This is a genomic window from Zymomonas sp., assembly GCF_020216885.1.
GTDB lineage: Bacteria > Pseudomonadota > Alphaproteobacteria > Sphingomonadales > Sphingomonadaceae > Zymomonas.
The window spans coordinates 1-12,943 of sequence record NZ_JAIWON010000020.1 but is presented as its reverse complement, the minus strand read 5'-3'; the positions used below and the strand labels follow the sequence as shown (position 1 = coordinate 12,943).

The window sequence follows — 12,943 nt, the reverse complement described above, 5'->3', positions numbered from 1 at the left end:
ATACCATCGCGTAAATCTGTAACACCAAAATCTGTAAGACGGGTCATTATTCGATCACCTTTGGCACAGTGAAAAAGCCATGCTCTGCTTCGGGCGCATTGGCCATCAGGGCATCACGGATATCGGGAACGGTGACTTCGTCTTCCCTTAGGCGTTGAGATTGGGCAATGACCGAGGTAAGCGGTTCTACACCATCCGTATTGATGGCAGATAACTGCTCTCCCCACCCCAAGATGGCGTTGAGTTCAGGAACCATCGCGGTAACCTCTTCCTCTGTTACGGCGATGCTGGCGAGTTTCGCTATTTTGCGAACAATACTGGCATTTATGACGGACATATCTTTGCGCTAGCACTGGCAAAGATTTGCTTCAAGTGCAGAACAGAATCAAATAAGAAAACAGGCCTTTTTCCTGTAAAAAGAATTTTGAAAAGGCGTTTTTCTTTTAAGAGCGTTCTTCCTTTTTGAAAAATTTTCTATAGCGGCAGGCAATGACCGATTGGATCGGTTTTATCTTCCTATAGATTATGCCTCGTTTTTGAGCCTGATTAGGATAACGCGAAGGAAACAGAATGCCCTATGATGATGAAAATGAATTTGAATCTTTTCGTCTGAACCGACTGGATGAGAAAAGAGAAGAAAATATCCTGAAAAAGCAGGAAGAGCTTCGTCTGTTTCAGGAGGCTTTGCCGCGAAAAGGACGATTGGCCGGTTTGGATGTCGGGACAAAAACCATCGGTCTTGCCCTTTGCGATAGCCAGTGGATTATTGCTAGTCCGGCGGAGACGATTAGGCGGAAGAAATTTACGCTGGATTTGGAATTACTGAGGCAATTTGTTGAAAAACAACAGGTAAAAGGGTTGGTTATTGGTCTGCCTTTAAATCTGGATGGCAGCGATAGTCCAAGAACCCAATCGGTGCGTGCCTTTGCTAAAAATGTTGCGCCTTTATCTTTGCCGGTTTTGATGTGGGATGAGCGTTGGTCAACCAAAGCCGTCACGCGCACTTTGTTGGAAGCCGATGCCAGTCGTGCCAGAAGAAGTGAAGTCGTCGATAAAATGGCTGCCGCCTATATCTTGCAAGGCGCTATCGACTCTTTTGCGATGTTTTAAGACTATTTCGATGGATAGGGTGATTTTTAAAAGGTCGTTTTATCCATCTTTTTTAGATAGATAGTATCTAATTCCGATATTTGGGTTCGGTTCATTATGAACATGATAGGATTTTACTATATCAACGGAACCGTTTCTTTATTAAAAAGTAATGATATCCAGATTATTTAACCTTTTTCACTGCTTGTTATATCGGGAAATCTATGCCGGAACATCCAAAGCCTTCTGACAAGAAACCGTCTCCTCGACGGGAGTTTTTGAAAATTGCAGGGCTTTCTGCCGGAAGTGCTGTTGCCGCGGGAACGGCACCTTTACTGGCCGAAGATAAAAATGAAAATGATCGGCTTCAGGATCAATTTTTCCAGATTTCAATTTTCCTGACAGGGCATCATGACCTTGATCGCGCTTTGTCCAGTCGCGCGCTGGCGGCTCTGATCGCGGTGGATGCGCATTTTCCTGCTAAATTACAGAATTTACAGCAAGCCTTAGCTTCTGAAAAATTAACGGATTCTTCTTTGTTGCGGACATCTCCAATAGGGAAAGATGACGCTTTGATGGCGACTGCCAAGACGATCGTTTCGGCGTGGTATCTTGGTTATGCAGGAGAAGCAGCCAGTCATGCCATGGAAGATAATGCCCATTTTATTACCTATAGCGGGGCTTTGATGTATCGTCCAACCATGGATGCCACAGTTATTCCCAGCTATGCCCGTGGAGCCCCTAGCTATTGGGTTAATCCGCCTGCCAGTATCCAACAGGATTAGGGTTTTTATCCCTTTCGACCTAATCAATTCCTCTTATCCGAAAGAAAAGAGCCTCCCATGGAATATGATGCCGATGTCATTGTAATCGGTTCCGGCGCGCTAGGTAATAATGCGGCGTATGAATTAGCCAAACAGGGTAAATCTGTTATTATTCTGGAAGCCGGAAAATCCATTCCTCGTTGGAAAATTACTGAAAATTTTCGGACATCACCTCGCAAAAATAATTATAACGATCCCTATCCCAATGCGGCCACGGCTCCGACATCTTTTGCCAAGGATTATATCGAGAATACGGGCTCTTTTGCCTATCTTCCCGGAATGTTGAAACTGGTAGGTGGCACAACATGGCATTGGGCTGCCTGTGCATGGCGTTATCTGCCTAGCGATATGAAGTTGAAAAGCCTTTATGGCGTCGGACGGGATTGGCCCATTTCTTATGATGATTTGGAGCCTTATTATTGTAGGGCGGAAGAAGCCCTAGGCGTATCTGGGCGATCAGATGAAGATCAAAGCGGGCAGGGGAGAAAGCATTTTCCGCCGCGTTCAAAAGAATATCCGATGCCATCTGATGGCATCAATTACATGACCAGTCGGATGAATGACCGATTGGGAAAATTGGGCTATCGCTTTGTTCAGGAACCTTCTGCAAGACCGACGAACCAGCCTTATGATGGTCGTCCGGCCTGTTCCGGTAATAATAACTGTATGCCAGTTTGTCCGATCGGGTCGATGTATAGCGGTGATGTTCATGCCCGTCACTCTGTAAAGGCGGGGGCTAAGCTGTTGACCGAGGCTACTGCTTTCAAGCTGGAAAAAGGGAGCGGGAATAAAATCGAGGCTGTGCATTATCGGACGGCTAAGGGTGAGGATAAAAAGCTGACGGCGCGCTATTTTATTGTTGCCGCCCACGGTTTTGAAACGCCCAAATTATTGTTGATGTCTGATGTCGCCAATTCGTCCGATCAGGTGGGGCGGAATATTATGGATCATAATGGTCTGGCGATACAATTTTTAGCCGATGAACCTTTATGGGCAGGGCGTGGCACCGTTGAAGAAGCCTGTATCGTGAATATGCGTGATGGTAACCATCGTCGCCGCTATGCAGCTTCTAAGCATAATATCGGAAATGCAGTTCCTAATATGGCGGTTACTGAGCGGTTGATTGCGCAGGGAATTTTTGGAAAAGAATTAGATGAGCGCATCCGTCACGATGCGGCGCGCTGGGTCGATATTTCTTCTATGCTTGAAACTCTGCCGATGCCCAGCAATCGCGTTATTCCACATCCGACCAAAAGAGATGCTTTGGGATTACCGACTTTATCCGTCCATTATGATGTTCCGGCTTATACCGAAGCGGCCAAGGATATTATTATGCGTGACTACCGCCGGATTGCGGCGGGCATGAATGGCAGCATCGTCAATGAAGTCAGCGAATGGCAGAATCATGACCATATTATGGGATCTGTCATTATGGGTAAAAATCCCGCAGATTCAGTGGTGAATGGCGAATGCCGCAGTTTCGATCATCCCAATTTGTTTTTGGCAACGACGGGGGTCATTCCGGCGGCGGGCGTTGTGAATCCGACTTTGACAGGGGTCGCTTTGGCTATCCGTACCGCTGATATCATCGCGCGCGAAGTATAAGAAAGGCATATGATGAGACCTTTTTCCCATCGTCTGGCATCCGTGGCGGGGCTGGCTTTTTGTGTATCGCTTTCGGCGGTGGCATCAGCAGAAAATAGTCAGACTAGTATGCCAGCTAATCCGCCGGTGGTTGTCCAGAAAAATGTCGCGGCGGCTTCGGCGACCAAGGGCTTTTCTTCCGATCTGGAACGCGGGGCTTATCTCGCTAAAGCGGGGGATTGTATTGCCTGTCATCGTGGGAATGCTGACAATGCGCCGCCTTATGCCGGTGGTTATGCCATTGCGTCCCCGATGGGGAGTATTATATCGCCTAATATCAGCCCATCCAAAATAGCGGGTATTGGGACGTATAGCGAACAGGATTTTAGTCGCGCTTTGAGAAAAGGTATCCGAAAAGACGGTGCCTATCTTTATCCAGCGATGCCTTATACGGCTTATGCCGGATTGAGCGATCAGGATGTTCATGCCCTTTATATCTATTTTATGCAGGGGGTTGCTCCGGTAGATGAAAAGCCCCAAGCCGTTACAAAACTTTCATTCCCGTTTAATCTACGTTTGTTGATGTCGGGATGGAATTTGTTGTTCCTGCATGACAAGCCTTTCAAAAATAATCCCAAGGTTAGCGATGAAATCAACCGTGGTCATTATTTGGTCGACACGCTAGCCCATTGTAGCACCTGTCATTCGCCGCGGAATTTCTTCATGGCTGAATCTCGGCGGCGTTATCTGACAGGAACTTCGGTTGGTGGCTGGTATGCGCCCAATATTACGCCGGATGAAACCGAAGGTATTGGTAGTTGGAGCGAAGAAGAAATTGCCCGCTATTTAAAAACGGGGCATGTTAACGGCAAGGCACAAGCAGCCGGTAGTATGGCAGAAGCGATTGAATATAGTTTGCGCTTTTTATCGGATGCCGATCTGCGGGCTATGGCGGCTTATCTGAAAACGGTAGCACCCCAGAATCTGACGGGGGCAAAGCAATCTCGTTTCAGTTTTGAAAATAAGACACCTGCTCATTTAGTCGATGTTGAGCCGGTTACCAGCCGCACGGCGATGGCCATGAGTGATGCCGGTTCGGTCGATGGGCAGTTGCTTTACGAAAATGCCTGCGCCAGTTGTCACGGTCGCAATGGGGAAGGGACGGCCGACCATTTTTATCCGTCGCTTACGCATAATAGTGCGACAGGGGGGCTTGTTGCCGATAATCTAGTCATGACCATTCTTAATGGTATTGAGCGTAAGAGTAATGACGGTATTGCGGGGATGCCGTCCTATGCCGATGAATTAAACGATAGTCAGATTGCGGCTATTGCTAATTATGTCATTTCCCGTTTCGGTAACAAGGCTATCCCACCAGTTTCTATCCAACAAGTCGCAGATTTTAGAGCCAATAAAAGCACGCCTGCTTTGTTGATGAGAATGATGCCTTGGTTGTTATCCGGTGCTGGTTTTATTTTTATTGTCGTGATGCTTATCGGTTTTTTCCGTTTAAAAAGCCTGTTTAAGAAACGCCCTTCTCACTAAAAAATAGGAAAATAATGGCTATGGGGCGCAGTTTTAGGACTGCGCCTTTTATAAGAATTGTCTTTTTATAAATTATAAAAAAACGTTAAATTTAAAAGACAAATTACTGCAATATAATTGCAATGATAGCGTAACAATTAAAATCTATACACCCCCTATAAGTAGGGGGGTAAATGATGAAAACCGCTTCCGTAAAAAGCAAAAGACATTTTTCTATTAAAAAACACAAGTTGAAAATATTTTTTCTATGTTCTTCACTATGTCCGTCGCTATGGTATTCTGCGGCATCAGCAAATAATGCTTTAGAAAAAGAAAAATATAGCGAAAAAAAGATAGATAAAAGCGATTTTCAAGAAAATAAAAATGACCGGCCTAGTATGATTGGTCAGACTGCCCCAACAGATGAAAAAAGTATCGTTGTTACGGGGCGTCACTCTTATATTGATGGTGTCAATAGACGCGCTATTGGCGGCGGTCTGATGATCAAAGAAGATGCCCCGAAATCGAAATCCACTATTACGCGCGATTATATTGAGAAGCAGACCCCCGGTTTGAATCCGATGCAGTTGATTGCCCTTTTGCCCGGTGTTAACGCTTCAGATTCTGACCCGATGGGATTGACAGGAGGGCATACCTCGGTTCGTGGTATGAATGAAGCCTCAATGGGCTATACATTGGAAGGCTTTCCGTTAAACGATATCGGTAATTACGCTGTTTATCCGCAAGAAATTGTTGATTCAGAAAACTTGTCAACCATTCAGGTGGCTCAAGGTTCTGCTGATCTCGACAGCCCGACGATTAGTGCCGCGGGTGGTGTCGTTAATATGTATATGATCGATCCGGCTAAAAAGATGGGCGGACGCGCTAATTTTACTTATGGTTCCTACAAGACTTTCCGTGGATTTGCCCGTTTTGATACCGGTGAAATCGGGAATTCCGGCACACGCGCTTATTTCTCTTTTTCGGATACCCATGAAAATTTATGGCGTGGCCCCGGCACTGAAAGAAAACTGCACGGTGAAATGAAAGTCGTCAAGGAATGGGGTAAAGATAACCGAGCCTCGCTGGTTGTCGTCGGAAATAACCTCAATAACTATAATACCCCCAGTGTTAATATGGCCTCTTGGGATAAATATGGCATTGGCGTGATGGGTGCCCCTGTCTCGGGGACAGCGAATACCGTTTATAGTTCGGATTATACCGGAAATACCAAAGCCAACGCGACCTATTACAGGTTACATCCCAATCCCTTTACCAATATTTATATCAGTGCCCCTACGCGTCTTAATCTTGGCCATAATATGGTGCTGACGGAAACACCTTATTTCTGGTATGGAAACGGTAATGGCGGGGGTGCCTATTGGACGGATATGAATAAGATGTCCTATGGTTCCCAAACGATGAGCGGCACGGTTGACGGAAAAAATTACGGGCAGACTTTGCTCTATGAACCGTCCATCACCAAGACCTATCGTCCGGGGGCTGTAACCAAATGGACATGGACAAAAGGTATCAACCGTTTGATGGTAGGTTATTGGTTTGAATATTCAAACCAACGACAAACCGCGCCTTATTCATTGATTGATGAAAACGGAAATCCCTATGACAAATGGGGGGGTGGTTCAAACGTGATTTTGGCGAATGGTGAAAAAGCTGAATATCGGGACACAAGAACTCGCACGGTCGTTCATACGCCTTTCATTGGCGATAGTATCTCGCTCCTGAATAATAAATTGACCATTGATGCGGGTGTAAAATACTCCATCATTAAAAGAATGGGACGCAATTATCTTCCCGATACCTCTACGGGTGAAGTGATTAATCAGACTTATCGCGCCGTCTTACCGACCGGTTCTATTCGCTATAAAATCAATGACGAGCATCAGTTATTCTTCTCGGTCTCGACCAATTATCGTGTCCCGATGAATAGCTCTCTTTATGACTCCGGCACCTATTATGCCGGTAGTGGCTATAGCAACCATGCAGCGACAGGGTTGAAACCGGAAACCACGATTTCGGAAGAATTCGGATGGCGCTATCAAGGTAAGGTAATCAATACCTCTTTGACCTATTTCCATTACGACTTTCATAATCGTCTATTTTCTCAAACGATCATTGATCCAGAGAATCCTACTTCTTACTATTCAACCAGTATCAATGGCGGTAACCAGACGACGAATGGTGTCGATTTTGAAATCGGTACCCGCCCGATTTATAATATTCGTCCTTATGTTTCTGCTGAATATATTGATGCTCGCACTAAAAGTAATTTGATGGCATCTGGATCCGGTGTTTCCGCTCTTTTGCCAACAAAAGGCAAATTTGCCCCGCAAACGCCGCGTTATCAGGTCGGTTTCGGTCTCGATTATGACAACGGTCATATATTCGGTAACTTCAGCTTGAAATATGTCGGGTCGCAATATTCAACCTTCATGAATGACGAACAGGTGCCTTCCTATGTTCGCATGAATATCGGTGGTGGATATCGCTTTAACAGTTGGGGTGGTTTGAAAAGCCCGACTATTCGTTTCAACCTCGCCAATATCACCAATAAGCATTATCTCAACTATGCTTCGGGTGTGACGACCAATGCTCAATATGTGAAGTCAGTTGATGGTCAAACCGTCAAAGGCTCGGCACCGACTTACGGTATTGCATCGCCTTTCTCGGCTATGATGACAATTAGCACCGGTTTCTAAAATTAGGAATATTGGGCAGGGACAGAGAAGATATTTTAATGTCCCTGCTGTTAATTGAAAATAGCCTTTCGCTTTTTTGAGGCAGATTGTGAAATTCTTTGGCATGATTTACATCTGTCTCTTAAGATAAAAGAAGCATATCTCTCCCTTAAAATTTAAAAATAATATGGATGTATTTAATATTATTAGGGGGCTTCGGTATCAATGCATTAGTTTTTTCAAAAAATATCATATTTTTTGAAATAATATTCAATACGACATTATGCAAAAATAATTTTCATTTCATTATTGTGTCTAAGTGCTTGTGCAACACCCAATCTTCCTAGTAAAATCAATGGAAAATATTATTGGAGTAATGACAAATTATGTAAAAATTATAAAATCTATAAAGACGATATCCTTGAATGTTCAGACAAAAAAGGTCAGAATATCAATTATAGATCGGCAATGAGTGAGCGAGAATACCAAATTTATTATAATAAATGGTTAGCTTCTGTTTCCAGATCACGCGCTGGATTTGAACAGCAAGCTGTACCGTCGCAGAATAATTATTTATATCCTACACAATATCCAGCTTTTTCGGGGAATACCTTCCCATAATATTTAAATATTTTAGGTGTTATTTCATTTTCACTATTCATATCAGCCATAAAGGTTAAGTCATATTCACAATCAAGACTGATCTGGTCAAACGCTGTTTTTTACCCGTTTAGGGGGCATCAAATCCTTTTCTTCTTTTTTTCCTTTTCGGGCATATCTTCCTATTTCTGTTATTGAATGTCGCGAAAAGAGAAGGTAAGTCCCTATTTTGATGTCGCTTACTTTACCTTTTCCCCATCGCCATTTACTTGGCATCGCGCCGCTTGCGGCTCATGAAATCCTTTTTCTGCTCGATGAAGCGGAACGCTGGGTTGCCCTTAATCGGGCGGCTGCTGTTAAGCATGATGACAGTTTGGCCGGTTTGACCCAGATTAACGCTTTTTTCGAAAATTCAACCCGAACGCTGCTCTCTTTCGAGATCGCCGGAAAGCGTTTGGGGGCAGATGTGGTCAACATGGCCGTTGCCCAGTCCAGTGTCAAAAAAGGCGAAACGCTGATTGATACGGCGGTTACCCTTGATGCTATGCATGCCGATATGTTGGTTATTCGCCATCAGGCTTCAGGGGCTGTCCAGCTTATTGCCGATAAAGTTGACTGTCCGGTTTTGAATGCCGGTGACGGCCAGCATGAGCATCCCACGCAGGCTTTGTTAGACGCGTTGACTATTCGCCGCCGGAAAGGACGGTTTGAAGGTCTGGTTATCGCTATTTGTGGCGATATTATGCATAGCCGTGTTGCCCGTTCGGATATCATTGCCTTGCAAAAATTAGGCGCGCATGTCCGTGTTGTGGGCCCTTCAACCTTGATCCCGTCCCATATCGAGGCGTTAGGTGTTGAAGTCTTTTCCGATCTCGACAAAGCTATTTCTGGTGCCGATGTCGTGATGATGTTGCGCTTGCAAACTGAAAGAATGGCAGGCGGTTTTATTCCTTCTTTGCGTGAATATCATGCTTTGTTCGGCTTGACGGTCGAGAAACTGAAATTGGCGGCAGATGATGTGCTGGTGATGCATCCCGGCCCGTTAAATCGCGGTGTTGAAATCGATTCCGCCGTGGCGGATGATCTGAAATATTCGGCTATTACGGAACAGGTCGAAATGGGTGTTGCCATGCGGATGGCCTGTCTGGATGTGCTGACCCGTGAACGGCGCGGTGTGAAAGGTTGGGCATGAGTTTAATCGCAATTATAAATGGCCGATTGATCGATCCGGTTGCTAAAAATATCTATGCGGGTGGCTTGCTCGTTAAAGAGGGGCGCATTGTCGCCTGTGGCGAGATTGATTCAACGGGTGCCGATACGGTTATTGATGCCGAAGGCGGCTATATCGCACCGGCTATTATTGATCCGACGGTTTTTTCTGTTGATGTGCCGGCTTTTATTAAGGGCGGTATTACCCGCGTTGCTTTGATGCCCGACCAATCGCCGGCTTTGGATGAGGCCGCCTTGATTCAGCGCGCCAAAGAATCCGGTGGCGAGGCGGTTGAGGTTTATCCTTTGGCCGCGGGTAGTCGTGGCCTTGAAGGACAGGAATTGGCTGAAATCGGTCTGATGAAAAGGGCTGGCGCTAAGGCGGTTGCGACGGGTCGGCAGTGGATTGCCGATTCTGGCTTGATGTATCGCTTGCTTGACTATGCCGCTTCGTTGGATTTGACCGTTATCAGTCATGCCGAAGATGGTGGGCTGACCAAAGGATGTGTCGCGACAGAGGGATTGATGGCCAGTCGTCTCGGTTTGCGGGCAGCTCCGGCGGTGGCAGAAGCTATTGTTGTCGCGCGTGATCTGATGTTGGCGGAAGAAACCGGTTGCAAAATTCATTTTGCCCAACTGACGACGAAGAAAAGTTTTGATCTGATACGGCAGGCTAAAAAACGAGGCATTAAGGTAACGGTTGGGATCAATCCGGCTTATCTATTGTTATCTGATCGGCATATCGAAGATTTCCGCACTTTTGCCCGTTTATCTCCACCTTTGCGGAGTGAAGAAGATCGTTTGGCTTCTATCGAAGCCATACAAGACGGCGTGATTGATGTTTTCTGTTCTGCTCATGACCCGCGAGGGGCTGAAGACAAGCGTCTTCCCTTTATTGATGCCAAGCCCGGTATGGCGGGGGCTGAGACCCTGTTGTCGGCAGCGTTGGAATTAGTACACGAGTGCATTATCGACTTTTTTGGTCTGATGAACTTGCTGTCTGGGAATGCCGCCCGATTGTTGGGATGCCAAGGTGGTTCTTTATCTGTCGGTGAAGAGGCGGATATCATCATTTTTGATAATAAACGGGAATGGCAGCTTGATAGTGCTAAAATGGCCGCCAAGGCAGGCAATTCGCCTTTTGATGGTCGGATGATGCGAGGGAAAGTGACCCATACTATCAAAGGCGGCAAAGTCTTGCTGTGATAATTTTATAGATTTTTTGGGTTCTAAAGGGGCGGGATTAGCTTGGCTTTTCCTGCCTTTTTTTTGTGTTTGGCGATGACGGCTTCGGCGAAGCTCAAAGATGAGACATAGTTGATATTGATTGAATTACGGGCTGATAGGGAATTGGGTAATGCGTTTTCGATTAAAAGAGCTGGCGGGCTTGTTGGTATTGTTCAGTTCAGCAAGTCTCGCCAGAGGCTATTACAGTGAATGTAAAATTTCTGGTGGTAGTAAATTTTCTTGCGGCAGTTGGTTTACAGGTAAAGCCGTTGTGAGAGATCGGGGCTATTACAGCGAGTGCAGTATTTCTGGTGGTAGTAAATTTTCTTGTGGCGGTTGGTTTACGGGTAAAGCCGTTGTGAGAGATCGGGGCTATTACAGCGAATGTAATATTTCTGGTGGCAGTAAATTTTCTTGTGGTGGCTGGTATAGCGGTAAAGCTGTTGTGAAAGATGGCGGTGATTATCTAAAATGCAACGTGTCTAATGGGTGGGGGAGCTGTCACGAATGGTATAGTGGACAGGCGGTTATCAAAAACAGAGGGGATTATCAGTTATGCAAGATAGAAGATGGCGAAAAAATCTCTTGTGATGGCTCGTATACAGGCAAAGCGCCTTTGAAAGAAAACGGCCAATTCTATTTATGCACTATAGAGGATGGTTACAAACGCTCTTGCAGCCCTGACTATTATTCTGGTGAAGCTGTGTCCCATGATGAATAAAAAGTCTGCCGGATAATAGATTATCCGGCAGTTAAGGAAAGCGGATTACAGCAATTTGCGGTAAAGATACGTCATGGTTAAGGCCTGTGTTCTGGCCGTCTGTTTTAAATCCGCGCCAGAGCCATGCCCCCCTTCGGTATTTTCATAATAATAAAAGGGCAGCTTCATTTCTTCCATGCGGGCTGCAAATTTACGAGCATGTTGAGGCCCGACACGATCATCTTTGGTGGTCGTGAAAATGAAGGGTTCAGGATATTTTACGCCTTGCTTGAGGTTATGGTAAGGTGAAAGAGCTTCCCAGAAGGCTCTTACTTTGGGGTCTTTGTTGACATCGCCATATTCGCCTTGCCATGAAGCACCGGCTGCAATTTTGGATATTCTTAACATGTCCAGCAAAGGCACCTGAATAACCACCGCATTCCAAAGTTCGGGATGCTGGGTCATTTCAACCCCCATCAAAAGACCGCCATTAGAGCCGCCTTGAATACCCAGATGGCGCGGTGATGTTATTTTACGCGCGATCAGATCTTTGGCAACAGAAGCAAAGTCATCATAGATAATTTGGCGTTTGGTGCCTAATCCAGCCTCATGCCATGCGGGCCCAAATTCGCCACCGCCCCGAATATTGGCGAGAACAAAGGCTCCACCTTTTTCAAGCCAAAGTTTGCCAATCGAAGCTGAATAATAAGGCGTATTACTGACCTGAAAACCGCCATAAGCCGTCATCAAGGTCGGCGTGGTGCCATCATATTTGATGTCTTTCCGATGGACGACAAAATACGGAATTTTAGTGCCATCTGTAGAGGTCGCCTCAAGCTGTTCGACGACATCCTTTGATGCATCGAATTGAGGGGGAAGCGCTTTAATGCTTTCGATTTTGTCTTGCGCGGTATCGGCTAGATAAAGCGTGGATGGCGTGACAAATCCGCTAACCTCGATAAAGGCGCGGTCGCTCTGACTATCGCTGGAAGCCAATTCGATTGCCAGTTTATCCGGCAGGGGCAGTGTTTCGGCTGTCCATTGGTTATTAGCTGTCGGCGTAAAGGCGATAGCCCGACCTTGGACGTTATCCAAAATAGAAAGTAACAGCCGATTTTTAGTCGAAGTCAGGCCGTTAAAGGCTTCTTTTTCTGTCGGTTGCCAGACAAGCCTTGCCTTTAGCTGGTCAGGTGACTGCAAAAGCGCATCAAGATCTATTGAGACAATCGAGCCGGCTGAAAATAGCGTGCTGCCATTTTGCCATGATTCATCAAGAGACAGAATAACGCGTCCTGCGACCAGTTCGACAAGGCTGGCTTTATCAGGGATGGGGAGCTGTTTTACGCCTGATTTTGTCAGCACAAAACTTTGGTGGTGAAAGGTATCTAGCGGTCGTTCGATGACCGTTAAGGCGTTATTTTGACCGTCGCGAAGGGTCGTGGGCGTTACGCCATAGCCGCCGTCACTTTTATTGCCTCGATAGATTT

Annotated in this window: 10 protein-coding genes; 8 read left to right on the top strand and 2 right to left on the bottom strand. The window is 45.9% G+C overall.

Going from position 1 to position 12,943, the window contains the following annotated elements; translation table 11 throughout:
- Positions 1 to 46: 46 nt before the first annotated feature.
- Complete coding sequence (gatC, locus tag LDL18_RS01070) at positions 47 to 337, bottom strand: Asp-tRNA(Asn)/Glu-tRNA(Gln) amidotransferase subunit GatC (protein ID WP_011240659.1); 291 nt, start codon at positions 335 to 337, stop codon at positions 47 to 49.
- A gap of 233 nt (positions 338 to 570) precedes the next feature.
- Between gatC and ruvX the strand changes: the two genes are divergently transcribed.
- The 8 genes from ruvX (at position 571) to LDL18_RS01030 (ending at position 11,477) form a co-directional block, all read left to right on the top strand.
- Entirely contained in the window at positions 571 to 1,110 is a 540-nt protein-coding gene (gene ruvX, locus LDL18_RS01065; RefSeq protein WP_296506240.1) for a Holliday junction resolvase RuvX, read from the top strand.
- Between the two features lie 203 nt (positions 1,111 to 1,313).
- Entirely contained in the window at positions 1,314 to 1,874 is a 561-nt protein-coding gene (locus LDL18_RS01060) for a sorbitol dehydrogenase family protein (RefSeq protein WP_296506238.1), read from the top strand.
- Between the two features lie 57 nt (positions 1,875 to 1,931).
- Complete coding sequence (locus tag LDL18_RS01055) at positions 1,932 to 3,518, top strand: GMC family oxidoreductase (protein WP_296506236.1); 1,587 nt, start codon at positions 1,932 to 1,934, stop codon at positions 3,516 to 3,518.
- Positions 3,519 to 3,527: 9 nt separating this feature from the next.
- A complete protein-coding gene (locus tag LDL18_RS01050) occupies positions 3,528 to 5,042 on the top strand; it encodes a cytochrome c (protein ID WP_296506234.1) in 1,515 nt (504 codons plus the stop codon).
- A 173-nt stretch (positions 5,043 to 5,215) separates the two neighbouring features.
- Positions 5,216 to 7,741, top strand: a complete 2,526-nt coding sequence (locus LDL18_RS01045) for a TonB-dependent receptor (RefSeq protein ID WP_365974467.1) — start codon at positions 5,216 to 5,218, stop codon at positions 7,739 to 7,741.
- An 811-nt stretch (positions 7,742 to 8,552) separates the two neighbouring features.
- Complete coding sequence (locus LDL18_RS01040; RefSeq protein WP_296506227.1) at positions 8,553 to 9,512, top strand: aspartate carbamoyltransferase catalytic subunit; 960 nt, start codon at positions 8,553 to 8,555, stop codon at positions 9,510 to 9,512.
- Positions 9,509 to 10,735 (top strand): dihydroorotase, encoded by a 1,227-nt coding sequence (locus LDL18_RS01035; RefSeq protein ID WP_296506225.1) that lies wholly within the window; start codon positions 9,509 to 9,511, stop codon positions 10,733 to 10,735. Before LDL18_RS01040 ends, LDL18_RS01035 begins: the two co-directional genes overlap by 4 nt.
- A gap of 151 nt (positions 10,736 to 10,886) precedes the next feature.
- Positions 10,887 to 11,477, top strand: a complete 591-nt coding sequence (locus tag LDL18_RS01030; protein ID WP_296506223.1) for a hypothetical protein — start codon at positions 10,887 to 10,889, stop codon at positions 11,475 to 11,477.
- Between the two features lie 45 nt (positions 11,478 to 11,522).
- On the opposite strand, the gene LDL18_RS01025 is transcribed toward LDL18_RS01030, so the two are convergent.
- On the bottom strand, positions 11,523 to 12,943 hold a 1,421-nt coding region (locus tag LDL18_RS01025), incomplete at its 5' end, for a prolyl oligopeptidase family serine peptidase (protein WP_296506222.1).